This window comes from Bacillus sp. FSL W7-1354 (assembly GCF_038002405.1).
In the GTDB taxonomy this organism is placed as follows: domain Bacteria; phylum Bacillota; class Bacilli; order Bacillales; family Bacillaceae; genus Bacillus; species Bacillus paralicheniformis.
The window spans coordinates 2,668,725-2,693,469 of sequence record NZ_JBBOCL010000001.1; the positions used below are offsets into that span (position 1 = coordinate 2,668,725).

The 24,745-nt window shown below is 47.0% G+C and carries 24 protein-coding genes and 1 tRNA gene; 9 read left to right on the forward strand and 16 right to left on the reverse strand.

Annotated elements, in window-relative coordinates; genetic code table 11:
• Nucleotides 1-61 precede the first annotated feature (61 nt).
• Nucleotides 62-754, reverse strand: coding sequence for a CpsD/CapB family tyrosine-protein kinase (locus MKZ04_RS13650; RefSeq protein ID WP_020453031.1), 693 nt, complete (start codon nt 752-754; stop codon nt 62-64).
• Complete coding sequence (locus tag MKZ04_RS13655) at nt 744-1,496, reverse strand: YveK family protein (RefSeq protein WP_025810730.1); 753 nt, start codon at nt 1,494-1,496, stop codon at nt 744-746. The genes MKZ04_RS13650 and MKZ04_RS13655 overlap by 11 nt, the downstream gene beginning before the upstream one ends.
• Before the next feature lie 236 nt (nt 1,497-1,732).
• Here MKZ04_RS13655 and slrR point away from each other — a divergent pair, with 236 nt between their 5' ends.
• Together slrR and MKZ04_RS13665 are read left to right on the forward strand one after the other, a co-directional pair.
• Nucleotides 1,733-2,191, forward strand: a complete 459-nt coding sequence (gene slrR, locus MKZ04_RS13660; protein WP_023856335.1) for an HTH-type transcriptional regulator SlrR — start codon at nt 1,733-1,735, stop codon at nt 2,189-2,191.
• 412 nt (nt 2,192-2,603) lie between these two features.
• Complete coding sequence (locus MKZ04_RS13665; RefSeq protein ID WP_023856337.1) at nt 2,604-3,128, forward strand: NAD(P)H-dependent oxidoreductase; 525 nt, start codon at nt 2,604-2,606, stop codon at nt 3,126-3,128.
• Nucleotides 3,129-3,164: 36 nt separating this feature from the next.
• Here MKZ04_RS13665 and MKZ04_RS13670 read toward each other — a convergent pair whose 3' ends face one another.
• From MKZ04_RS13670 to MKZ04_RS13705, 8 genes are all read right to left on the reverse strand, one after another.
• Nucleotides 3,165-4,448: an MFS transporter gene (locus MKZ04_RS13670; RefSeq protein ID WP_341046140.1), complete on the reverse strand. Its 1,284-nt coding sequence runs from the start codon at nt 4,446-4,448 to the stop codon at nt 3,165-3,167.
• A 69-nt stretch (nt 4,449-4,517) separates the two neighbouring features.
• On the reverse strand, nt 4,518-5,468 hold the full coding sequence (locus tag MKZ04_RS13675) for a phosphoglycerate dehydrogenase (protein ID WP_025810729.1): 951 nt from the start codon (nt 5,466-5,468) through the stop codon (nt 4,518-4,520).
• Between the two features lie 27 nt (nt 5,469-5,495).
• Entirely contained in the window at nt 5,496-6,494 is a 999-nt protein-coding gene (pdxA, locus tag MKZ04_RS13680; protein ID WP_020453037.1) for a 4-hydroxythreonine-4-phosphate dehydrogenase PdxA, read from the reverse strand.
• 3 nt (nt 6,495-6,497) lie between these two features.
• A complete protein-coding gene (locus MKZ04_RS13685) occupies nt 6,498-7,769 on the reverse strand; it encodes a four-carbon acid sugar kinase family protein (protein ID WP_065644292.1) in 1,272 nt (423 codons plus the stop codon).
• Between the two features lie 13 nt (nt 7,770-7,782).
• Complete coding sequence (locus MKZ04_RS13690) at nt 7,783-8,949, reverse strand: iron-containing alcohol dehydrogenase (protein ID WP_025810727.1); 1,167 nt, start codon at nt 8,947-8,949, stop codon at nt 7,783-7,785.
• Nucleotides 8,950-8,962: 13 nt separating this feature from the next.
• Nucleotides 8,963-9,850 (reverse strand): 4-hydroxy-tetrahydrodipicolinate synthase, encoded by an 888-nt coding sequence (gene dapA, locus MKZ04_RS13695; protein ID WP_020453040.1) that lies wholly within the window; start codon nt 9,848-9,850, stop codon nt 8,963-8,965.
• A 145-nt stretch (nt 9,851-9,995) separates the two neighbouring features.
• Complete coding sequence (locus tag MKZ04_RS13700; protein ID WP_341046143.1) at nt 9,996-11,714, reverse strand: PrpR N-terminal domain-containing protein; 1,719 nt, start codon at nt 11,712-11,714, stop codon at nt 9,996-9,998.
• A 99-nt stretch (nt 11,715-11,813) separates the two neighbouring features.
• Nucleotides 11,814-12,137 (reverse strand): winged helix-turn-helix transcriptional regulator, encoded by a 324-nt coding sequence (locus MKZ04_RS13705; protein WP_020453042.1) that lies wholly within the window; start codon nt 12,135-12,137, stop codon nt 11,814-11,816.
• A gap of 172 nt (nt 12,138-12,309) precedes the next feature.
• Between MKZ04_RS13705 and MKZ04_RS13710 the strand changes: the two genes are divergently transcribed.
• The 3 genes from MKZ04_RS13710 to MKZ04_RS13720 all read left to right on the forward strand — a co-directional run bounded on the left by MKZ04_RS13710 (nt 12,310) and on the right by MKZ04_RS13720 (nt 16,825).
• Nucleotides 12,310-13,404 carry an NADH-dependent flavin oxidoreductase gene (locus MKZ04_RS13710; RefSeq protein WP_026580145.1) on the forward strand — a complete coding sequence of 365 codons (1,095 nt, stop codon included), beginning with the start codon at nt 12,310-12,312 and terminating at the stop codon, nt 13,402-13,404.
• Between the two features lie 348 nt (nt 13,405-13,752).
• Nucleotides 13,753-15,198 (forward strand): glycoside hydrolase family 68 protein, encoded by a 1,446-nt coding sequence (locus tag MKZ04_RS13715; RefSeq protein WP_023856345.1) that lies wholly within the window; start codon nt 13,753-13,755, stop codon nt 15,196-15,198.
• A gap of 79 nt (nt 15,199-15,277) precedes the next feature.
• Nucleotides 15,278-16,825 carry a glycoside hydrolase family 32 protein gene (locus MKZ04_RS13720; protein ID WP_035337754.1) on the forward strand — a complete coding sequence of 516 codons (1,548 nt, stop codon included), beginning with the start codon at nt 15,278-15,280 and terminating at the stop codon, nt 16,823-16,825.
• Between the two features lie 344 nt (nt 16,826-17,169).
• On the opposite strand, the gene MKZ04_RS13725 is transcribed toward MKZ04_RS13720, so the two are convergent.
• Nucleotides 17,170-17,245: transfer RNA gene (locus MKZ04_RS13725), tRNA-Arg, on the reverse strand.
• A 144-nt stretch (nt 17,246-17,389) separates the two neighbouring features.
• The gene (locus MKZ04_RS13730; protein ID WP_326848557.1) at nt 17,390-17,545 is read right to left on the reverse strand and encodes an NINE protein; all 156 of its coding nucleotides are present in this window, start codon (nt 17,543-17,545) and stop codon (nt 17,390-17,392) included.
• A 247-nt stretch (nt 17,546-17,792) separates the two neighbouring features.
• Between MKZ04_RS13730 and clpP the strand changes: the two genes are divergently transcribed.
• A complete protein-coding gene (gene clpP, locus MKZ04_RS13735; protein ID WP_003185550.1) occupies nt 17,793-18,389 on the forward strand; it encodes an ATP-dependent Clp endopeptidase proteolytic subunit ClpP in 597 nt (198 codons plus the stop codon).
• Nucleotides 18,390-18,463: 74 nt separating this feature from the next.
• On the opposite strand, the gene MKZ04_RS13740 is transcribed toward clpP, so the two are convergent.
• A complete protein-coding gene (locus MKZ04_RS13740; protein ID WP_023856348.1) occupies nt 18,464-19,039 on the reverse strand; it encodes an LOG family protein in 576 nt (191 codons plus the stop codon).
• A 110-nt stretch (nt 19,040-19,149) separates the two neighbouring features.
• On the opposite strand from MKZ04_RS13740, the gene MKZ04_RS13745 reads away from it, so the two are divergent.
• Together MKZ04_RS13745 and MKZ04_RS13750 are read left to right on the forward strand one after the other, a co-directional pair.
• Nucleotides 19,150-19,485, forward strand: coding sequence for a MazG nucleotide pyrophosphohydrolase domain-containing protein (locus tag MKZ04_RS13745; protein WP_026580148.1), 336 nt, complete (start codon nt 19,150-19,152; stop codon nt 19,483-19,485).
• Entirely contained in the window at nt 19,482-20,450 is a 969-nt protein-coding gene (locus MKZ04_RS13750) for an HD domain-containing protein (RefSeq protein WP_341046147.1), read from the forward strand. The genes MKZ04_RS13745 and MKZ04_RS13750 overlap by 4 nt, the downstream gene beginning before the upstream one ends.
• Before the next feature lie 47 nt (nt 20,451-20,497).
• Here the strand turns inward: MKZ04_RS13750 and MKZ04_RS13755 are convergent, their stop codons facing one another.
• Nucleotides 20,498-22,117, reverse strand: a complete 1,620-nt coding sequence (locus MKZ04_RS13755) for a SulP family inorganic anion transporter (RefSeq protein ID WP_341046148.1) — start codon at nt 22,115-22,117, stop codon at nt 20,498-20,500.
• Nucleotides 22,118-22,717 carry a beta-class carbonic anhydrase gene (locus MKZ04_RS13760; RefSeq protein WP_341046150.1) on the reverse strand — a complete coding sequence of 200 codons (600 nt, stop codon included), beginning with the start codon at nt 22,715-22,717 and terminating at the stop codon, nt 22,118-22,120.
• A 397-nt stretch (nt 22,718-23,114) separates the two neighbouring features.
• On the opposite strand from MKZ04_RS13760, the gene MKZ04_RS13765 reads away from it, so the two are divergent.
• Nucleotides 23,115-24,086, forward strand: coding sequence for a 2-hydroxyacid dehydrogenase (locus MKZ04_RS13765; RefSeq protein WP_341046151.1), 972 nt, complete (start codon nt 23,115-23,117; stop codon nt 24,084-24,086).
• A gap of 15 nt (nt 24,087-24,101) precedes the next feature.
• Here MKZ04_RS13765 and MKZ04_RS13770 read toward each other — a convergent pair whose 3' ends face one another.
• On the reverse strand, nt 24,102-24,701 hold the full coding sequence (locus tag MKZ04_RS13770; RefSeq protein ID WP_020453052.1) for a flavin reductase family protein: 600 nt from the start codon (nt 24,699-24,701) through the stop codon (nt 24,102-24,104).
• Nucleotides 24,702-24,745 lie beyond the last annotated feature (44 nt).

Genomic DNA, 24,745 nt, shown 5'->3' on the forward strand with positions numbered 1-24,745 from the left:
AGTGCCTCCATCGGTAAAGGCAAGGAGACATCACCTAAAGCGGCGCAGCCGCTTCAAAAGATTACATGGTTGCGTAATTATACTGACGCGCCTTCTTCACTTTCCGCCCGTTCAACACGGCGCCGAGCAGTTCGCTTTTTGAAGAATTCAGCGCGTCCCGCGACTTGATCGCGTTATCAAGCTTTGTTTTTCCGCTGAGGATGACAAGGATGCTTCCATCCACTTGGTTCGCCAATATTTGCGCGTCTGCGACCGGCAATAGCGGCGGTGAATCAAGGATGACTAAATCGTACTGGTTGTACGCTTCAGCAAGCAGATCCTCCATCGCCTGCGACGACAACAACTCGGACGGATTCGGAGGAATCGGACCGCTTGTCAGCACATGGAGATTTTCCGCCGGGCTTTGCTGCACGACATTTTCCAGCGTCGTTTTTTTCATCAATACATTTGTGACGCCAGAATGATTATCGAGCTCAAAAATTTTGTGAATCGTCGGCTTTCTTAAATCCGCGTCGATCAGAAGGACCTTTTTTTCCTGTTGCGAAAATACGACCGCCAAGTTTGAAGCCGAGAATGATTTGCCCTCTCCCGGGAGGCCCGATGTGATGAGCAATGATTTAAACGGCTTCTCAAAGGATGAGAACTCAATGTTGGTCCTGATCGTCCGGTATTGTTCGACGATCGGCGCATTCGGCTGATGCAATGCGACAAGCGCCGATTGATATTTGCGAGAGCGTTTTTTTCTAATAGCCAAGCGGCTCACTCCTTCCTGCTTTCACACGGATATTCATATCGGGGTCTCCGCGAAACAGACTTTTTGTATGCTTCATTTGCTCAATACTTCCCAAATAAATAAATCCCGCTTCCTTTTCGACTTGAGACGGCCTTGCAACCGTATCATCGATAAAATCCAAAAAGAACGCCAAAGCGATTCCGGTCATTATTGCGGCGCCGAATGCCAGCAAAATATTCATTTTGTAATTCGGTCTGACAGGAGTCGGCGAATCGACGATGTCGGCTTTTGAAAGGACGGTTATCCGATCGGTGTTCATGATTTGCTTAATCTCTTTTTTGAGCACCGCTGTTAGCGTGTTCGCTATATCGGCTGCCCGTTTCTGATTTTCGTCTTGAACTGTAATGTTAATAATCTCTGATTCGCTTTCACTGCTCGTTGCGATTTTTTCACCCAACCGGCCGGCAGAGTAAGGTAAATCAAGCTCTCTCTTGACTTGCTCCAAAATCACCGGGTTCTTCAGAAGCGCTTGGAATGTCCGCGTGTATTGCAGGTTGATTTGAATATCGCTGTACGTGGCGCTCCCTTTTTTCTCTCCTACTTGATGCACCAAAATCTGCGTCGATGCCTGATAGACAGGTGTCAGCACATAGAACTGAATGATTCCGGTCGTCAATGTTACACCTATTGTCAAAACGAGAATAAGAACCGTTCTTTTTCGCAAGATTGCAATCAGTTCTCTAAAATCAATATTTTCTTTCATGCTTGACTGCCTCCTCAGGAATGCCGTTTGTTAATGATTGGATTATAAAAGAAAAAATTTGAATTGAAAAATGCTGAATTTAGCTATATAGTTCTTTTTAGAGAACAAATCCGTTCGTTTTCTTTTATTTTCTGTCGATATCTTAAATTTTTGAATTTTATAAAGAACAAATTATTTCTTATAATGAACAGGAAAGCGTTTTTATATGAATGGCAAGGGGAAGAGGAGGAATCAGTATGATCGGAAGAGTCATCCGAATGTACAGAAAAAGAAAAGGCTACTCCATTAACCAGCTTGCTGATATAGCAGGCGTATCAAAATCATATTTAAGCAAAATCGAACGCGGCGTTCACAGAAATCCGTCAGTCGAATTCCTAAAAAAAATCTCCCGTGCGCTGAAAGTGGAATTAAAGGAATTGTTTGATACCGAAGTGATCCTTTATCGCCGGACCGAGCATGAAGACGAGTGGAGAACCCACCTTGTACAGGCCGTGCAGGCGGGGATGAACCAGGAAGAACTGTTTCAATTCACACACCGTCTCAAACAGAAAAAGAAAGAACGGACGCTTTATCGAAACAGGGAGCTGACCCAAGCCAATATCGACGAATGGAGAGCCCTTATGTTGGAGGCCAAAGAAATGGGATTAACCGTCAAAGAAGTAGAAGCGTTTTTGATGAGAACAAAAAACCATTAATTCATCCTGCATTCATATTTAATTTTTTAGAAGATAACGGGAGCTTTTGACTTGAACCATTCATCCGGATATAAATCCACATTTCCATTTCAACTTGCCTAAAATTCGGAATAATCGCATTAATAGATATCGCCCGATCATGAAGATCCATGTCTATAGCTCCGTTTTCACCTGTTTGCCTTATTTTTTCATGGCAGTCTTTAAGAGACTTTTTACTTATGTTTATATATAAATGAAGAAACTCGGATTTTGACCTTTCGCATCTTCCTCCAAGGCATGCAAATTCTGTGTCTTGCGGCTTATATCAAGACCTTTGTCACGGCCCGATTCCTTGAATAGGGATGAAGCGTTTTTGTTGAATCCAAGCTGGCTGTTCGTTAAGATGAATAAAATGGAAGAAGGAGATGGAATCATGAAAGTATTGGTACTCGCATTTCATCCGAATATGGAGCAGTCAGTTGTGAACAGAGCATTTGCAGACACATTGAAAGATGCACCCGGCATTACATTCCGCGACCTTTATCAGGAATATCCTGACGAGGCCATTGATGTGGAAAAAGAACAAAAACTTTGTGAAGAACACGATCGGATCGTCTTCCAGTTTCCGCTTTATTGGTACAGCTCGCCGCCACTTTTAAAAAAATGGCTGGACCACGTTTTTCTCTACGGCTGGGCATACGGAACAAACGGCACAGCGCTTCACGGCAAAGAATTCATGGTCGCTGTATCGGCGGGCGCTCCCGAAGAAGCCTATCAGGCCGGCGGGTCAAATCACTATACGATCAGCGAACTGTTACGCCCTTTTCAGGCGACAAGCAACTTCATCGGTACTACATACCTTCCGCCGTACGTCTTCTATCAAGCGGGCACGGCCGGAAAAAGCGAGCTTGCTGAAGGTGCGACACAATACAGGGAGCATGTGCTGAAGTCATTTTAAATGAGAAAAGCCCGGCTTATGAGCCGGGCTTGTTCCTTATACTTGAATCTGTTTCACTTTTCCCAATAGGAATAAATAATTTAAAATGGCAATGACGATCAAGGCAGCTGAAAAAAGGAGCGCCGGCACGAAAGAACCCGTTGCGCCAACGATGAAGCCGGTAATGATGGGCCCGACCACTCCGCCCATATTAGAGACTGTATTTTGAATACCGGCAACCATCGACGTCATATTTTTCGGAGCCACATCCCCCGGAAGCGCCCAGACTTGGGACGCGGCGACAGTCGTTCCCGATTTCGCTACACAAAGAAGGATGACAGCCAGGATAGCAGAATCTGCAAAAGCGGCAAAACCGATGCACGAAGCCATGGCAAGCCCGATAATTAAAAACAGTTTCCGGACGGCTGTCAGCGACAGTTTTCCCTTTGCATATATCCGGTCGGACATCCACCCGGCTCCGACTTCAACGACCATTGCAGTCAAAAGCGGCAGAGACGCCATAATCCCCATCTCGATTAAATCCATGCCCCTTTCTTTGACAAGGTATGTCGGCAGCCATGTGATAAAGAAGTAAGAATTATAATTGATCATGAAAAATCCGATGCACATCGCCCATATGTTTCGATATTTGAATAGCTGATACCACTTCAGCGGCTGGCCGCCGCCCGTTTCTTCCATGTGAGCCTGCCCTTCCCGAATATGAGCCAGTTCCGCCTCATTGACGCGCTTATGATCTGCGGGATTCTCCTTAAAGAAAATCATCCAGACAATTCCCCACACGACACCGACAAGTCCGATCAAAAGAAACGTCAGTTTCCAGTCAAAGACCGCTATCATCCAGGCAATCAAAGGCATGGCAACAGCTCCGCCAAACTTTGACCCGCTGTCAAAAATTCCGGCTACTGTCGCACTTTCTTTTTTCGGAAACCATTTGGCGGCGATCCCCGCATTGCTCGGATATGCAGCAGCCTCTCCGACTCCCAGTGCGACCCGCAGCCCGAGCAGGGATTTGAAGCCTGTCGCAAGACCCGTCAGCGCCGTAGCAACAGACCACCAGACGACCGCAAAACCGAGCGTTTTTTTCTGGCCATACTTGTCGGCCGCCCAGCCTGAAGGCAGCTGCAGCAAAGCGTACGACCAGAAGAAACCGGACATGATGATTCCCATTTGGCCGGCTGTCAAGTTGAATTCCTCGGTAATATAAGGAGCGGCAGCCGAGAGCACTGTCCGGTCAATATAATTGATGGCAATCGCAGCCCACATCATAAACGCGACAACCCAGCGTACATTTGACTTTTTTTGAATCGGGTGATTCAACATGTTATCCACCTCATCCCATTTGTAGAAAACGCTTTCAAATCATGATGCAGGGCATGAATGAAAACACATTCACAACCCGTTGACGACAAACTCCGGTTTTTGTTTGTCGATCAGTACACTAGCGATGTTTTTGACGCATATCATCCCAAGGTTCTGTACGGCATCTCGGGTGTACCCCGCGATATGCGGCATGGCGATAAAACGGTCCAGCTCAAAGAGAGGATGCTGCTTCAGCGGTTCGGTTTGATACACGTCAAGCGCAGCCCCTGCGATGCTCCCGTTCGCCAAGGCATCATATAACGCACACTCAGACACGATGCCTCCCCTTGAAGCATTGATCAGATAAGCCGTTTCTTTCATAGCGGCTAATTCTTTTTCACCGATCATGTTTTCCGTTTCGGCTGTGAGCGGCATATGAAGGGTGATAAAGTCGCTTTCTTTCAAGAGGTGATCAAGCTCCGTAAATTGGATGTGATGATCGGCTGCGAATGCACGATCGGGAAACACATCATAGGCTAAAACAGTCATATTGAAGCCTTGCGCCCGTTTGGCGACTTCTTTTCCGATCATGCCAAGTCCGACGATGCCGAGTGTTTTGCCGTAAACGTCAGATCCAAAAATCCTCGGCCATTTTCCCAGCTTTGTCTCCCTGTCGGCTGCAGGAATCTGTCTTGCAGCCGATAGCATGAGGCCGAATACAAAATCGGCGACTGCATGCTTGTTGGCGTTGGGAGCATTCGTCACCCAGACATTGCGCTCTTTCGCAGCGTGCAGATCAATATTGTCGATACCGACGCCATGTTTGCAGACAATTTTTAAAGAAGGGAGACGATCCAGGACATACGGCGTAATCTGGTTAAACGCCACGATCGCGGCATCCGCTCCGCCTGCTGCTTCTATGAACTGCTCCTCGGTTATATCTGCAGGAAGGCGTTCCAGCGATATGCCTTTTTTCTTCAAAAACAAGACGGGATTGTCTGAGTATTTCGCAAATGACGGTGATGTACATACGACTTTCATAAGATGCACCAACCTTCTTTCATTTTTCTACGATTTGGGTGCCAGCTCAGCGGCTGACCGCAAAGCAGCGAGCATGCTTCTTTCATCGGCTTTGTTCTGCCCCGCAATGTCAAATGCGGTTCCGTGGTCGACAGAGGTGCGTATGATCCCGCCGTTTAATCCGACCGTAATGTTGACGCCCTCTTCCAACCCGAGGACTTTGACCGGTATATGCCCCTGGTCGTGGTAGCAGGCTACGACCAGGTCAACATCTCCTCTGACAGCTTTGTAAAACAGCGTGTCTGCGGGGTATGGGCCGCCGGCATCAATTCCCTCAGCTGCCGCCTGCTCAATCCCCGGAAGCAATTGCCGTTCTTCCTCGCCGCTTCCAAACAGGCCGTTTTCCCCTGCATGGGGGTTGATTCCGCAAACAGCAATTTTCGGCTGTTCGAATCCGGCTCTTGTCAATGTATCATGTGCGAGACGGATGACTTTATAGGTCCGCTCCGGCGTAATCGACTGAATCGCCTCGATCAGCCCTTGATGCGTTGTCAGGTGAATCACCTTCAGCTTTGGCGAAGCCAGCATCATGCTGTAGTCTGTCGTATTCGTTAAATGAGCGAGAATTTCCGTATGCCCCGGGTATCGGTGTCCGCCTTTATGCAGCGCCTCCTTATTTAAAGGCGCTGTGCAAATCGCTTGAATGCAGCCTTTTTTAGCGAGCTCAACCGCTTTTTTCACGAAATGGAAAGCGGCGTTTCCAGCTTCAGCCGATACCTTTCCGACAGGCAGGTTTTCAGGGAGCAGATCGATATCGAGGCAATCGATCTTTCCATGTACAAAACCGCCCTCGTCCGGATGCCCGACCTTGTTAATGACAACCTTTGATCCGATTTGGAAAGCGGCTTTTTTCAGCATTTTCATATCGCCGATGACGAGCGGCCTGCACATGTCATACACTTCACGGGACTTGAGGGCTTTTACGATAATTTCCGGACCGACGCCTGCCGCGTCGCCCATTGTAATGCCGATAACCGGTTTCTTCATTGTTTATCCTCCTTGTAGCTTGTTTGCCGCACTTGCCATCACCGAACGCGAGCCAAAATTTCCGGCCTTTGTCACAATGTACAATTCTTCACCGGCTGCTCCCAGCGGAATGCCGGGCTCAACTTCGTCCAGCAATCGTATCTCATGAATCCGAAGCTGATGCAGCACTTGGTATGCCGTGTCACCTCCGGTTAAAAACAGACGTCTCACATGAAAGGCTTGAATCAGCTCGCCCGCCAATTCGCCTAGTGCACCGGACACCGCATTGCTCGTTTGAACCGGGGTGAGTCCGCGGCTTTCACCAATCTTCTGTGTCTCTGCCGCATTGTCCGAGGTGCAGAGGACGATGTGTTTCGAACGGCGGCGGACGTCCGCCGCCCTCTCCTTCAGCCGTTCGAACTCGTTTCTTTTCTCAGCTCCGCCGCACAGCACGCGCTCTGATCTCATTTCAATTTTTTCAGCCGCACGTCCGGCGAATAGTTCGTGAAGCTGTTCCCTCCCCTTCCGACTCATGCTTCCGACGACAAACATGATCGGCTGGTCGGAAAACGGAACGGTTTGACCGAGCTCCCTTTCTTTCAGATTGAACGCTTTGGGCAGGCAGCTCATCAAGCCTGCCGAACCGGCTAAAATGATAGAATACGGCAAACTCTCCAAAATAAGCGCCAGATCCTGCAGATCGGATTCGTGAACCGAATCGGCCGTCACATATGAAATCCCTTCCGCCCGAAAGCGTTCCAGCTTGTTGCGAACATGCCCGTGTCCGCGGCGGATGTCTTCATATGATAAATGCCCGCTCTTATTTCGAGTCTGCTTTTCTATTAATCTTTGAATATTCGACTCGGCTACAGGCGTTTTCGGATCGTTTGCCGCTTCGGTTTCTTCAAGCTTTACGCCGTTCACATAATGGACGCCGCCGATAACCTGACGTCCGTTTTGAGGGTAGCCGGGAGCGATCAGTACAAAATCCGGCTGAAACACTTCGTGCATCGCTTGAAGCTCGGCTCCGATATTTCCCCTCATTGTGCTGTCGATTTTTTTGTAGACGATATCAAACGATTGCCGGGAGATGTGTTCACTGATGTTTTTCACAGTCGCCTTCGCCTCTGCGGCTGACAGCGATCTGCTGTCCGTATTGAAAATAACGACGCCTTCCGTTTCCCGTATGGTGAATTCGGCGTCGAGTTTGACGGAAACATCCATCCCGTAATGAACAAGCTGACCGCCGCAGTCGTTCGCTCCCGTCAAATCATCCGCGATGATTGCAATTTTCAAATGTCTTCATCCTTTAGTTGATTAGTTTTCGATAGATGTCTTTTATATTTTCCAGACTGAGCGGTTTCGGATTGTTATGAAGCAGGCGCGTCACTTTTGAAGCTGAGTCGGCTAAATCGTCCACGTCGCTTGCGGTTACGCCGAACGCTTTTAAATCCTGAGGAATATTCAGCCGCTTCGTCCACTCTCTTATTTTCTGCACAACAGCCTCAGCCGCTTGTTCGGCGGTCAAATCAGATGCAGCGATTCCCATCGTTTCTGCCGCAAGAGACAGCCGTTTTGTAATAGCATCCATATTAAACTCCATCACATGCGGAAGGAGCATCGAATTGGCGACACCGTGGGGAATTCGGTACTTCCCCCCAAGCGGATAGGCGAGGGCATGAACGGCAGCAGTACCGGCAGCCGTCAGCGCCATTCCGCCATACGTCGAGCCGAGCAGCATGTTTTCTCTCGCTTGTATCGATGAACCGTTTTCATACGCTTCCACAATACTTGCCGAAATCAATCTGATGGATTCTAAAGCGAACATATCGCTGATCGGGTTTGCTTTCGTCGAAATGAACGATTCAAGCGAATGGGTGAATGCATCCATTCCGGTAGCCGCCGTAATTGATTTTGGCAATCCAAGGGTGATGATCGGGTCAAGAATGACAAGTTTCGGCAAAAGAAGCGGACTGACGATGCCGACTTTCAATTCCTCTTCGGGAAGCGTAACGATCGCGTTCGGCGTCACCTCTGCGCCTGTCCCCGAGGTACTCGGAATCAGCACGGTCGGGATTCCCGGCTTTTCGACCAAATCTGTCCCGAGCAGCTCCTCGACCTTTTTTGAATTCGTTTGCAGCACGGACAATATTTTCGTTCCGTCCAGCACGCTGCCTCCGCCGATTCCGATGAGAATGTCGTATCGTTTATCACGGATTCCTCTAAATACGTCTTCAATATTTTGTGCGGTCGGTTCCGGCAATATGGCTGTGCAAACATCTGACTGAATGCCAATCTCTGTAAGCTGAGCCTGTACTTCTCCGATCGCGCCAAGTTTGACAATCGACGGCTGGGTAATAATCAGCGCCCTGTCCGAATTCGGTACAATCGTTCGTACATGATCTTTGAGCCTGCGGATGGAATGTTCGCCCGCAACGATATGATCGGCTGTCCGAAATTGATAATTCGCTGGCATTCTTGAAACCTCCCTATTTTGATTGATAGTAAGCGACCATTTTTTCGACCTCCAAGAGCGCCGAACCGGCCAGCTCTTGGATGGGCGCTTTCGGCGGGCCTACAGGGATTGAATAAAGCCCAACCGCTTTTTTCAGTGCCGCCGGGATCGTACCTAAACGAAATGTATCGCGAAGCGGCTGAAGCTCCATCTGGGCAGCCTCCGCCTTTTCAGTCTCACCCTCTGACCAATGGTGGTAAATCGACGTTACGATATCAGGGAGCATATTTGCTGTTGCTGCGACTGCTCCCGCTCCTCCCGCTTGAAGCGTTTTCAATATGAGCGAATCGGTGCCTGCAAAAACGGAAAAGTCCTCATTTTTCGTCAGCTCGATATACTGCTGTATGTTTTCAAAGTTTCCGCTGCTGTCCTTAATTCCAACGATATTATCCACTTTCGCAAGCTCTGCCACTGTTTCTGGTTCTAAATGGAAACCTGTTTTTGAAGGGATATTGTACAAAAGGATCGGAAGTGAAACGGATGCCGCAATTGTTTTATAATGCACCGCCGCTTCTTCCTGTGTCGGTGGAATAAAGAATGGCGTGATGACCGACAGCGCATCTGCGCCAAGCCTCTCCATTTTCTTAGAAAGCCAGATCGCTTCTTCTGTGCTGTTTCCTCCGCTCCCTACCATGACGGGAACGCGTCCTGCCGTCTCTTGAATGATGATTTCTGCAACTTTCAGCTTGTCTCCGGTGTTGAACATATGAAATTCCCCGTTGGTACCCAACGCAAAAAGCCCGTGTACATGAGCATCGATCAAATGGTTTGTCAGCTGTTTCAACGCCGATTCATCAATGCTTTGATCTTCTGTGAGCGGTGTCAGCATAGCGGGATAAATCCCCTTTGGTACGAATCCCATGATTGCCTCCCCTTCCTGTAAAGCGTTTTCAAAAATGATTATATACATAAATGTTTCAATAATCAACGTTATTTATCTAATTATTTTTTATTTATTGTTGCATATTAAAACAAAAAAATAAAACACCGGTTTAGCCGGTGTCTTATCAATGTGACGATTTCAATTTTCTCCAAAGCGTCGTTCTGTTGATGCCGAGCCTTTCCGCTGTTCTTGTTTGATTGTTCCCTTCTTCGGCATAGATTTTTTGAATGATTCTTTTTTCGATCTCTTCGAGCGTTCCGGATAAATCGATGTCTTCTCTTTCTTCCTCGTTCAAGCGGCTCAGGACCCGTTCGGCGTCAGCCTTCTCGATATAAACGCCCTGCGCTTCAAGGACACAGTTTTGGACTGTTTTTCTCAATTGGCTGAGGTTGCCCGGCCATTTCGCTTCTTCAAGCAGAACACCAGCTTCGCTTCGAAAGCCGACGATTTGTTTGCCGAATGCCTCATTGCTTTCCGCAATAAACAGATAAGCCAGATGCAAAATATCCTCTTTTCTTTCGTAAAGAGGGGGAACGTCCAGCTCCAAATGACAAAGCGCATCATATAAATCGCTTAAAAATTCCCCGGCGCGCCTGCGGGAAGAAGAAACGATCAGCCTCGGCCCGTCATACGGTTCGCTGATCCGCCTGAGTAAAAGCCGTTGCGAGGATGGCGGCATGCGATCGACTTGTTTGATGTATAGCGTTCCTCTCCCTGAAAAGAATTCTTCGCTTTCACACGCCTGTTCCCATTCCGCTTCAGACAGCAAACCGGCATCGATTTTTCGAAACGGCTCATGCTTGTCCTCCCCCTTCATATGGATCAGCCCGGCCAAGCTCTCTTTCCCTGAGCCGGGCGCTCCGTTGATCCATATGGGTTCCCGCCTTGCCGCGAACAACTCCGCTTTTTTCAGCACCTGCTGCATCGTTTCGTTCCTCGATGTTTCCATATAACTCATCCGTAAAGGAGAAAGAATCGCTGCTCCAGGCAAAGAAGAAACGTGAACATCTTTTGCATTTTCCGCGGTAAATTCGGTCAATGCCTCGTCTGATGCGAAAAACCTGCGTCCCGTGATATTCCATGTCCGCCCATGCTTTCGGAATCTAAAATGGATGACTCCCTTCTTTTCCGCTTCCCCGATCAGCTCTTCCAGATGATCCATTAAGCCGATTTGTTCGGCAAATACGCCGTTTTGAAAAACCGGCCGCAATGTCTTGTTGTATACTGCATAACCGGTCTCGGCCTTTTGTAAAATGTGATACGGCACAGCGTACTTCTGCTTGATGCTCTCTAAAAAGGAATACAGTTTTTTAGCGTATGCAAAAGCTTTGGCAATGCTTTCTTTTCCGGATGTCAAAAGCAGTCCGTTTAAACCGAGCTGCTCTGCTTTCTCAATTGTGATCACATCGCCGATAATGATCTGATAGCCCTGTTCTTTGAGCTGAAGAAGCACCGGTTCAACATCGCGTTCGTCTGATACGGTGCAGGCGTCGATCCGGATATCCAAAATTTCGCACACTGCTGACGCGCCGTCGGCAATCATCGGAAATCCGACAATTGCCGCTTTGCCGGGATAGCCCTTGGCAAGCGTAAGCACACGCAGCATATCGTATCCCGACACTTCGATATCCACCACCGGAATGGAAACTTCTTGCTGGATCAGCTCAGCGGTTCCACCTCTACTGATAATCAAATCAGTCCCGTTTGCTTCCGCTTGTTTCGCCAGCTCCACGCCCTTCTCTAAATCTCCGGAAGCCGCCTCGAATTCAAAATCCTCGCCGCCTGCCACTTGAATCATCAGCTCTTTTAATCCTTCATATGGAGCAATTGCCATCACTTTCATATTCGATCACCTTTTGTTGCAAATTTAAACACATTATCACTATACCAAAAGGCAGAAATATTTGGAACCACAAAACGAAGGCAAAATAAAAAGGCTCCATTACGGAAGCCATTTTTCCCCCCACGCGGCCATCTCTTTAAAAATGCCGTGGAACTCTTTACCTTTTTCTGTTAATTCATATTCTACAGTAACAGGAACCGTCGGGAACACCTTCCGGGAAATCATACCGCTTTCTTCAAGATGTCTTAATGTGTCAGTTAATCCTTTAGTGTTGACGTTTCCCAAGTTCCTTCTGAGCTCGTTGAATCGCCGCTTGCCCTGAATGAGCTCGGCGAGAACCAAAAATGACCATTTACCGGAGAAAATTTTCAATACACCCTGTATTAAAGAAGAGCATTCTTTATGATCGACAGCTGAATTCATAGCAATTCCTCCATTGCCTCATTCGCCAATTTTGACTTGATCCTACCATATGGACACCAGAGCATTCAAGAGAACGATCTTACGGTTTATTTTTATAAAGCATATATAAAAAAATTGCGTTCTTGTGGAGCCTCACGGTGGTTGCTATGGTTATATCAAAAGGAGGAAAAACATGAAAAAACAATACGATTCTTTATTCACACCCTTTACTTTTAAAAACGGCATCCAATTGAAAAATAGAATCATCATGCCGCCAATGGGGCATTCATCCTCTATGCCGGGAGGATTCATTTCTGACGACGAACTCGTCTATTATGCCGCGCGGGCGACAGATGTCGGGATGGTCATCACATCTGCGACAACCGTACAGCCCGGAACCGGATTTCCCGGCATTCCCGGAGCTGAGAACGATGATCAAATCCCGGGACTAACCCGGCTTGCAGCCACTTTAAAGAAACATGGAGCAAAAGCAATCCTGCAGCTCTTCCATCCTGGAGCCAAAGGTATAGAGCAGACGGTCAGTGCCAGCGCCGTCGCTCCGAATCAACCGAATGCACCGGTGCCAAGGGCACTGTCTGAGCAAGACATTCAAGACCTTATCCATTCTTTCGGCCAGGCGGCGCGAAGAGCGATAGAGGCCGGGTTTGACGGAGTCGAAATTCACGGCGCAAACGGGTTTCTCATCCATCAGTTCTTTTCTCCTTATTACAACCGGCGCAATGACAGCTGGGGCGGCACTTTAGAGAAACGGATGAGATTTCCGCTTCAGATTATAGAAGAAATCAGACGCGTAGCGGATAGCTACCATAAACCATCTTTTATCATCGGCTACAAATTTTCGCCCGAAGAGCCGGAAACGCCCGGAATCACAATGGCTGAAACGTTGCCTTTCGTCAATGTACTGCGGGAACAAGCATTGGATTACCTGCACGTTTCTCTCATTGATTTCCGGTCCTTGCCGCGCCGTGGTGCAGACAAATCCCGCACGCGGATGGAACTGATCAAAGAAGCGGTCGGGGACCGTCTTCCTCTGATCGGAGCCGGGAAAGTACACACACCGGAAGATGCCGTTCAAGCGCTGAAAACAGGTGCCGATCTCGTCGGAATCGGTCGGGGACTTCTGATGGATCCGGAATGGCTTCAAAAAGTTCAAGCCGGAAAAGAGGACGATATTCAAACAACCCTGTCAAGACATGATCAACGAAAGCTCGCAATTCCAGATGCCTTTTGGGAAAGTATACCGATGTATATTGATTTCAACGATTGACGATTCCTCCTTATACGGACTATAGATTCATTAAAAAAGGTGCCTTTTAGCTTAAAATTGATGTCATTTGCAAAAAAATGTATGAGAAAAGAGGAACTTAGACCAGTTGAGTCCCGGAGATGAGTATATTAGAATGATGGTAATTCAATATTGTCGGGATTGTTACTGTCTAAGCAGGCAAGACCTAAAATGTGTGAAGGGCGAAGTCTATCTTTTGCCTATATGACCTTGCACATTTTAGGTCTTTTTTCTGTTCTTCAGGACAATGCCGCAGTTAGGAGGGATGATTGGAAACGTTCATGTTGTCAGGAGCAATCTGTTACATATTGAAAAAGGGAGGAAATATTGATGAACATCAAAAACATCGCTAAAAAAGCGTCAGCCTTAACCGTCGCAGCAGCTCTGCTTGCGGGAGGCGCGCCGCAAACCTTTGCAAAAGAAACGCAAGATTACAAGAAGAGTTACGGATTTTCTCATATCACAAGACATGACATGCTGAAAATTCCCGAACAGCAAAAGAGCGAACAATTTAAAGTTCCTCAATTCGATCCGAAAACCATCAAAAACATCCCTTCAGCAAAAGGTTATAACAAAAATGGAGAACTGATCGATTTAGACGTATGGGACAGCTGGCCGCTGCAAAATGCCGACGGAACAGTCGCTACATACCACGGCTACAATCTTGTTTTCGCGTTGGCGGGCGACCCGAAAGACGTCGATGACACATCCATCTACTTGTTCTATCAAAAGAAAGGCGAAACTTCCATCGACAGCTGGAAAAACGCCGGGAGAGTGTTTAAAGACAGCGACAAATTCACTCCTGACGATCCGTACCTTAAGTATCAAACACAAGAGTGGTCAGGTTCCGCCACGCTGACAAAAGACGGAAAAGTCCGACTGTTTTACACAGCTTTCTCCGGCACGCAATACGGCAAACAGACGCTGACAACGGCTCAGGTCAACTTCACGCAGCCGGATTCGGACACACTGAAAATTGATGGTGTAGAAGATCATAAATCGGTCTTTGACGGCGCCGACGGCTCAGTGTACCAAAACGTTCAGCAATTCATTGACGAAGGAAACTACAGCTCCGGCGACAACCATACGCTGAGAGATCCGCATTATGTGGAAGATCACGGCCGCAAATATCTCGTATTTGAAGCCAATACGGGAACAAAAACCGGCTATCAGGGAGAAGACTCTCTATTCAACAGAGCTTACTACGGAGGCAGCAAGCAGTTCTTTAGAGGAGAAAGCAGCAAGCTGCTTCAAGGAGCGAACAAAAAGAACGCTTCATTGGCTAACGGCGCACTCGGAATCATCGAATTAAATAAAGATTATACGCTGAAAAAAGTCATGAAGCCTTTGATCGCCTCCAATACGGTGACTGATGAAATCGAACGGGCCAACCTCTTCAAAATGAACGGAAAATGGTATCTGTTCACAGATTCAAGAGGATCAAAAATGACAATTGACGGCATTGGTGCAAAAGACATTTATATGCTCGGCTATGTATCAGATTCACTAACCGGGCCATTCAAGCCTTTAAACAAATCCGGACTTGTTTTGCACATGGACCTTGATTACAATGACATCACATTTACTTATTCACACTTTGCCGTACCGCAGAAAAAAGGCGACAAAGTCGTCATCACGAGCTACATCACAAACAGAGGAATTTCAAACGAGCATCACGCCACATTTGCACCAAGCTTTTTGCTGAAAGTCAAAGGATCAAAAACATCCGTTGTCAAAAACAGCATTCTTGAACAGGGACAATTAACGGTAAACTAATAAAACGAACGAAAGAAAATGCCGGTGAACATCGGCATTTTCTTTCGTGTGTCATCTTAGAATAAAGCGGGGAATTTTCTTGAAGAAGACAGTATATAAGCGGATTAGCATTTTAACTGTTTGTCTTGGAATCTTCATCATGATATTGGCTTCAGACCGGGAAACAGAAAAAAAGGGAGAATCCCCGGAAACACCGGAATATCGCGCGGCTTTCCATTTGACAACCCCTGACAAGTGGAAAAACGACCCTCAAAAGCCCGTCTATTTCAATGGAAAATATCATTACTACTATCTCTATAACCGGGACTATCCGGACGGCAATGGGACAGAGTGGCGCCACGCGGTGTCAGATGATCTCGTCCACTGGCAGGATCAAGGGGTTGCCATTCCGAAATATACGAATAAAAACGGCGATCCTTGGTCCGGTTCTGTCGTTGTCGACTCACAAAACACAGCCGGCTTCGGCAAAGGGGCGATCGTGGCGATTATGACGCAGCCTTCGGCCAATGACGGGAAGGAAGAACAATTTTTATGGTACAGCCAAAATGGTGGAAAAACATTTAAACCTTACGGTGAAGAGCCGGTATTGCCTAATCCGGACACCGTCGATTTCAGAGATCCGAAAGTGATCTGGGATGAAGAGGATGATAAATGGGTGATGGCGCTGGCTGAAGGAACGAAAATCGGCTTTTACGAATCACAAAATCTGAAGGAATGGCGTTATACAAGTAGTTTTCAAACAGAAAATATCGGCATCATCGAATGTCCGGATCTATTCAAGATACGGGCGGATGACGGAACATATAAATGGGTTCTCGGAGCAAGCGCAAATGGAAAAGGTGCCGGCAAGCCGAATACTTATGCATACTGGACAGGCAGCTTCAACGGCAACGAATTTACCGCGGACGAAGCGGAACCTCAGTGGCTTGATTACGGCTTTGACTGGTATGCGGGCGTGACATTTGAGGACGGCGAAACAGACGATCCGTACGAGAAACGCTATGCTTTGGCGTGGATGAATAACTGGGATTATGCAAACCGGACGCCGACATGGAAAGACGGCTTTAACGGAACCGATTCGATCGTCCGGCAAATTCAGCTTAAACATAAAGGCGGAAATCAATACAGCCTTGCCTCTCATCCAATCGATCAATTGGATGAATTAACCGAATCGACAGATGAATTTGAGCGCATTGAAGTAAACGGATCAAAAACGCTTCAGATTAAGGCAAATACCTATCAGCTTGAGGCGGATATCTCGTGGGCCGATCTTAAAAACGCGGGATTCAGGCTAAGAGAATCCGCGGATCGAAAACGCCATATCGATGTAGGAATTTCGGCTGAAGGCGGTTATTCTTTTGTGAACAGAGGATTTACAGGACAGCCTGACAGCACCCGCACCTATTTGGAAAGCAAAGCACCGTTTGATCCGGAAAAAAAGCGGGTGCATTTCACAATCATCGTAGATCAAAACACTGTCGAAGCGTTTATTGATGACGGCGAAACGACGCACTCAAACCTTGCATTTCCAGACCTGAATGATACAGGTATCACGCTCTTTACCGAAAATGGAGCGGCTGTCTTTGAAAATCTAAAGATCAAACATATGCGTTCAATCCACGATTAAACAACAACGGGCGGCCAAGCGGCCGCCCTTTTTTTGTAAAAGCGCAAAAAAGCGAGCCTTCCAGCTCACTTTCCGTTTCGTTTCGGCACAACAGCAGACAACAAAATCCCCGCCCCGAGGCCGATCAAAAGCCCCGGTGCCGGATGGTCGAAAATATCCCGATGCCTAATCCAATCAACAGTCCTGACGGTATAAAATAATTGTGTTTTTTGTCCATTTAATCCCGCCCCTTCGTCTAGTCATCACGAGTGACCCCAATTGATATATGCTTCCGGGGAGTCAAATACAACTAAAAGTGCACAAAAAAAACAACGGCGGCTAATGCCAAACCCTTGTCTTGAAAACGCGCTCGGAGGGATTCGAACCCCCGGCAGACGTGGTACCGGAAACCACCGCTCTATCCAGCTGAGCTACGAGCGCAAAATATAATTTTTTAACGTCAGCAATTTATATTATAAGGGCTGTTCTTTAAAAAGTCAATCACAATCTCTTGCTCGAAACAATGCAGGTTTAGATTATACTCGATTTCTTTATTTAATTCGTCCGTTGTTTTCACAAGGCAGATCATACCTTCAATAAAAGACCAAATCTAATCCAGTTGAGAAGCAGCATGGCTGCAGCGTAGCCTGTTCTCTCGTCGAGATAAAATCTATGAGCGGCAACAACGCCGAGAAACCCGATCAGCTTTGGTTTCTTCTTATTTGAAGCTCTGAGCGCTATTGTCTGCGTTCACATATATAACCGGCTTCCTTTTTTCCTATAAATTAAATTGAAGATCAATGGACTTAGACCCCATTTTTCTATACTTTCCTCTGTAAAGTTGATCTTTTGTTTGAATGTCCTTTAAAATGGGAAAAATAAACCCCAGTATGTCTTTTTAATGAAGGCGGCTTTTTGTTTGACCTTTATTGACCAAAAATGTATGATTAAACTACATACTTACCTTTTAAGGTGAAGGAGGAGCATTATGAATTTAATACCTACAGTCATTGAACAGACGAACCGCGGGGAAAGAGCGTATGACATTTACTCACGCTTGTTGAAAGACCGTATCATTATGCTGGGATCAGCAATCGATGACAATGTTGCGAACTCCATCGTATCTCAGCTTCTATTCCTTGAAGCCGAAGATCCAGAAAAAGATATCAGCATCTATATTAACAGCCCTGGCGGCTCTATCACAGCCGGCATGGCGATTTATGACACCATGCAGTTCATTAAACCTCAAGTCTCTACGATTTGTACGGGAATGGCGGCATCTATGGGTGCGTTCCTTCTCGCAGCCGGCGAGAAAGGGAAGCGCTACGCTCTTCCAAACAGTGAAGTCATGATCCACCAGCCGCTTGGCGGAGCGCAAGGTCAGGCAACAGAAATCGAAATTGCCGCGAAGCGCATTCTTTCATTGCGTGACAAACTGAACAAAATTCTTGCAGAGCGCACTGGACAACCGCTTGAAGTGATCGAGCGCGATACAGACCGTGACAACTTCAAAACGGCTGAAGAAGCAAAAGAATACGGCCTGATTGATAAAGTGCTCACACGCAATATCGACGCACAGAAGTAAACAGCAAAAAAAGCTGCCGAAGTCATCGGCAGCTTTTTTATGTTACCGTACCTCCGCTCATTATGTAAGAGTTTCTATAAATCCTTCCACTTTTTCTCGAGGACAGGGTAGCGATAATCATTCATGTTCCCGATCAATTCCGCGGGGCTCGCCGAAGCATGAATCAGCTGAAGGTGCGATTCATTCGAAAAGCCCTCTTGAACGCTGTATTCGAGCATTTTAAGAAGTGGGTCAAAATAGCCGTTCACATTGTAAAGTCCGATCGGCTTTTGATGAATGCCGATCTGGGCCCAGCAAAGCACTTCAAACAGCTCTTCAAACGTACCGAAGCCTCCGGGCATCGCGATAAAGCCGTCAGCTAATTCACTCATTTTCGCTTTGCGCTCATGCATGCCGCTCACTTCGATCAGCTCTGTCAGCTGCTGATGAACGATTTCCCCTGTAAAAAGTCCTTTCGGCATAACGCCGACAACTTCCCCGCCGTTTTTCAATACGGTATCCGCAATCACGCCCATCAATCCCATTCTCGATCCTCCATAAACAAGGCGAAGCCCCTTCTCGGCAATATAAACACCAAGCTCTGCAGCTTTCTTCTTGTACGCCGGGTCCGTCCCCATATTTGATCCTGAATATACGCATACCGTTTTCACTTTCGCTCACTCCAACTCCATATATTGATAAAAGCAATTAACATTGTACTATATATTGTTTGTTCCGTGTGCGATAATATAATTGAATTTCTAAATGGGAGTGTAGACTTATGACAATCACAGACGCGGAGCAATGGACAAAGACATTTTATCGGAAAAGGGGATGGAGCGAATACGGACCTTTCATCCGGATGGGATTTTTAATGGAAGAGGCCGGTGAACTGGCGAGAGCGGTCAGGGCATACGAAATCGGAAGAGACCGTCCTGATGAAGCCAAACGGCCGGCTGCTGAACTGAAAAAGGAACTGCTCGAAGAAATGGGCGATGTGATGGGGAATTTGATTATGCTTGCTGGCATATACGATGTTTCATTGGAAGACATGATGGATGCCCACCGCCGCAAACTGACGAAAAGATTTGCAGGAGAGCATCATGAAGATCAATGACCGCCTTTACGGCGAGGCAGATTTTGGAGCCTGTGCTGACAGACCTCATTCATTCAAAAGCCGTTCAGCGTCTAAATGGGATTCACCAAGGCGGAGCATGCTTTCTCGTCAATCCCGCATGGAACATCAGCCGCTGCGAACACAGCATCGGGGTTATGCTTTTGATCCGCAGGCTTGGCGGAAGCCTTGAAGAACAAATTGCAGGTTTGCTTCACGATGTTTCCCATACGGCATTTTCCCATGTGGCTGATGATGTATTTAACATGGAAAACGAAGATTACCATGAACAGATGTTTCGGCAATGGGTCAAGCAATCTGATATCCCCTGGATTCTGGATACATACGGATTCAAAGATGAAGATATCTTATACGATGAAAAAAAATGGACGCTGCTGGAGCAGCCGGCTCCTTCATTATGTGCGGATCGCATCGATTACACGCTTCGCGACTCTTTAGCCTACGGGTTTGGCGACCAAGAAGAGATTGGACGATTTTTAGAAACCGGACTGACCGTTGTCGAAGGCGAAATCTGCTGCACTTCGACAGAGCACGCCGAATGGTTCACCCGCCTTTACTATCAAGAGGTGATTGACTTCTTTATGAATCCCCTCAATGTATATGCGCTCTGTACACTCAGCCAAATGCTGAAAAAGGCGCTTGACATGCGTATCATCACGGGACGCGATTTTTTCAAAACCGACACGGAACTGCTTGCGATGCTAAAGCAAAAAGCGTGCTTCCGGGAAACGCTTGAAAGGCTCAGTACAGCGAGCCAGAGCGTTAAGCAAGGAGACGAAGACGATTTTACTTTTCATCAAACTTTAAAGGTAAGATGGATCGATCCAAAAGTCGCCGTTAACGGAAGAAAAGTCCCCGCCTCCACACTTTCAAAAGACGTCCTTTTGATGAAAGAAACGGCAATAGCCGCAATGAAAAAAGGCACATATGTAAAAGCCGCCGAATAAAAGCAACCGCCTGCTTCGGTCATCCCGGAACAGGCGGTTTTCTTCAGTTATGTCACGTCAAATATTTGTTCAGGCCTGTCGACAAAATGCTTTTTGCCGATTTTATGAAACAGCCCTGTTTTATGAAGAAGCTCACGCGGCTGCTGCTGCAGCCCGACAATCATCACTTTGCCGTTTTGCTGGTGGACACGGTTGACGATCGTCATCAAGCTGCCTTCTGCGGAAGAATCCATATAGTCTACTTTGTTCATAAGCAGGATGAGGAGTTTTGGCGGGTGGCCTTTGTCCAAAATTGAATCCTCCAATGAATTCGATGAGCCGAAAAACAGCGGGCCTTCAACAGAATAGATGCTGACAGAGCGGTGGAATTTTTTTTCTTCCGCTGCAGCAGCTAACTGGACGATCGATTCAGACACATCCTTTTTAATGCGGAACGATTTGCTCATTCTGACGATAAAGGTGATGATCGCCAGCAGGATCCCGGCCGCCACCCCAAATACAAGGTCCTGCCAAACCGTTAAAAGAAATGTGACGACAAGCACGGCTGAGTCGGAATTCTTAATTTTCAAAATGTTTACAAACTCTTTCCGCTCACTCATATTCCAAGCGACCACCATTAAAATCGGCGACATGCTTGCAAGCGGGATAAGGGAAGCGTATGGCGCAAACAAAAGCAGGACCAATAAAACAAACACGCCGTGCACGATCCCTGAAATCGGAGAAGTAGCACCCGTTTTAATATTGGTTGCCGTACGGGCAATCGCGCCTGTCGCCGGAATTCCGCCGAACAGCGGTGCGGCAATGTTCGCAATCCCCTGGCCGACAAGCTCTTTATTGCTGTCATGCCTTGTTCCCTTCATATTGTCTGCCACCATCGCGGAAAGCAGCGATTCGATTCCGCCGAGCATCGCAATCGCAAGAGCGGGAGGCAGCAGGTAAATAATTTTTTCCAATGACAATTCAGGGAATTGAAAGCTCGGCAAGCTGCGCGGAATTTCGCCGTAAGCTGAGCCGATCGTTACCACCTGTTCAGGAAACAGCATCGTGGCCATGACCGTCGATACAAGCAAGCCTGCAAGCGCTCCCGGCACTTTCGGCAGAATCTTTGGCGTAAACAGCACAAAGAAGAGCGATACGACAGCCGTCAAAATGCTGTAGAAGCTGAGCGTGTTCAGGTTGATGACAACCTCTCGCATATTCATATAAAAACTCTCATGCTTCTCAACATTCCTCAAACCTAAAAACTTGGCGATTTCTCCGGTGAAAATAATCACTGCGATGCCGGCCGTAAATCCGATGATCACCGGCCGCGGAATAAACTTGATAATCTTGCCGAGTTTTAGCAGCCCTAATATGACGAGAATCACTCCGGCCATAAAACCGGCAATCAGCAGATTCTCAAAACCGTATTGGAGCACAATAGCGAACAGGATCGGAACAAAGGCGCCTGTCGGTCCGCCAATCTGGTATTTCGACCCGCCGAGAAGCGAAATCAAAATACCGGCGACAATCACTGTGTAAAGACCGTGTTCCGGTTTCACCCCCGAGGCTATGGCAAAAGCCATGCCAAGCGGAATTGCGACGACTCCAACGACCATTCCTGCTACAATATCTTTTTGAAACCGTTTAAGGCTGTATCCTTCAAATCTGCCTGAAAAACGTAACATTCAATCTGTCCTCCCCATTTCCGAAAGCAAAACGTCTTCACGTGAATAACCATCTTCCACAACATCCAAACGGCCGGTCTTTGGATCAATCACCAATCCGTGCACCGGAACGTCTGAAGGCATCAGCGGATGATTCCGAACCATGTTCACGCTGTGGCTGACGCTGTCTTCAACGCTGTCAAAGCCCGTCATCCATGTGTCCAAGTCGATGCCTGAATGCTGCAGGAGTTCGAGACAGCCATCATCAATCCCCCGCTGTTTGGCCTTTTGAAGGATAGATGAAGCGTTCAGGCTTGCCATACCGCACTCATGGTGGCCGATCACGCAGACTTCTTCAGCCTGCAGCTCATAGACAGCCACAAGGATGCTGCGCATGACGCTTCCAAAAGGGTGAGAAACAACGGCCCCCGCATTCTTAATGATTTTTGCGTCTCCATTTCTTAACCCCATTGCATGATGGAGCAGTTCTAATAAACGCGTGTCCATACATGTCAAAATCACAAGTTTCTTCTCCGGAAATTTTGTCGTTTCATAAAACTCGTACCCCTTTTCCTCTACAAAAGACTGATTTCGCTTCAAAATGGAAGTTAAAATCGCCATTTCTCTCTCACTCCTTTTCATAGTCATATGACCTTGATATTGTTACAGCCGAATTATAGCACATGGTTTTTCGATTTGGATTCGAATCAAAAAATTCACTATAAATGTACTGAATATTTTAAAAAGTCTAATTTTATATCTTTCTAAAATAATAAAATCTACACTGTTCTTCACCTATAAAAATAGAACTGGAAGCAAAATAGAACATCTAATATTTGGATTTATAGTTATAAAAATGCATTAAAATAAATTAAAAAACTGAAATAAGTATCTATGATTTTCTAAACAACAATAATTGAGCTGATAGTCCTGCGTTTATTCGGAACAGACTTTGATTTTTATAGAAGCCGTTTTTCCTCTATAATAGAAGCAGATGATACGCGGAAGGAGAATGCAGATGAAACCGTTTGTATATGTCACAAAACCGGTCCCAAAAGAAATCGAAGAGATGCTCGCCGAACACTGCACATATGAAATTTGGACTTCGCGCGAGCGCATTCCCAGATCGACCCTGCTCGAAAAAATCAAGGAAGCAGACGGTCTTTTAACCTCAGGGACAAAAATCGACCGTGAATTATTATGCAATGCGCCGAAGTTAAAAATCGTCAGCAACAACTCCGTCGGCTATGACAACTTTGACATTGAAGCAATGAAAGAAAAATCGGTTATCGGCACTCACACACCATACATTCTTGACGGCACAGTCGCAGACCTCGCTTTCGGTCTGATCCTTTCCTCAGCGCGGCGAATCGCCGAGCTCGACCGCTATGTCCGCGATGGAAAATGGACCAAATCAGAGGATGATGAAAGCTTGTTCGGATGCGATGTCCATCACCGGACGCTCGGCATCATCGGAATGGGACGAATCGGAGAACAAGTCGCCAAACGGGCGGCCTTGGGTTTTGATATGGAAGTGCTCTATTACAGCCGCAGCCGCAAACCCGACACAGAGAAAAAAACCGGCGCGGTTTATACGGGTTTTCATGAATTGTTGGAACGCTCGGATTTCATTATTCTGATCACACCGCTCACAGATGAGACATTCCGCCTTATCGGCGAAGCTGAATTCAAAAAAATGAAACCATCATCCATTTTCATCAACATCTCCCGCGGCAAAACCGTTGACGAACAAGCGTTGATTCAAGCGCTGAAAGAAGGATGGATTAAAGGAGCCGGACTTGATGTATTTGAAAAGGAGCCGATTGAAAAAGACAATCCGCTCCTAAGCCTTTCCAATGTGACCCTCGTTCCCCACATTGGATCATCCACTCTTGTCACACACGTCAACATGCTGAAAAGCGCCGTCCAAAACCTGATTGACGGTCTTCAGGGCAGACAGCCAAAAGATATAGTCAAAGAACTGAGATGACGCACATTCTTACATTCAGGCCCGGAATGTTTTGCCGAGCTCGCGTCCTAAACCAAAATAGTGTCTAAAAAGATAAATTAAAGGCCCCCATTTTTGAGGATCGATGTGGTGTTCCCCTTTTATAATCGCTTCATGTGCATGCACATGAAGCACTTTTGTTTCAATGACGGCAAAATACGGTGAATGTTCCGGAATGCGGATATTGACGGCTTCCGCTTCAATTTGAAGCGGACAATCGGCGACTCTGTCAGGTTTCACCGCAAGGGAATCTGCTGCCGTAAATCCGCCGGCTGCAAATTTTTCTTTAAGGTATGTAAAGCCGAGCCGCTTTTTTTCTTCCGGAACGCATCGTTTGCCGGTATAGGAAGCGAGCCGTTCTACATTGCTCCATAAAGATGAATCCGGCACATTGATGACACATCCGGCTTGTCTCTCTAAATTCTCCAATGCTTTGCCGCCGGTGCCGACGCCGAGTACGATCGAATCCCCAAGCGCCCAAGAAGAGGACAGCGGGCTGAGATTCGTGGAACCGTCTTCGTTCAGCGTGCTGAGCAAAATGACGGGTGTTCCGTAGTATAAAATGCTTGGCTGAATAATTTTGCTGTTTTGATGCATATAGGTCTCCTCCTTTTATGCTTTTATTGTAATTCTCCAATATT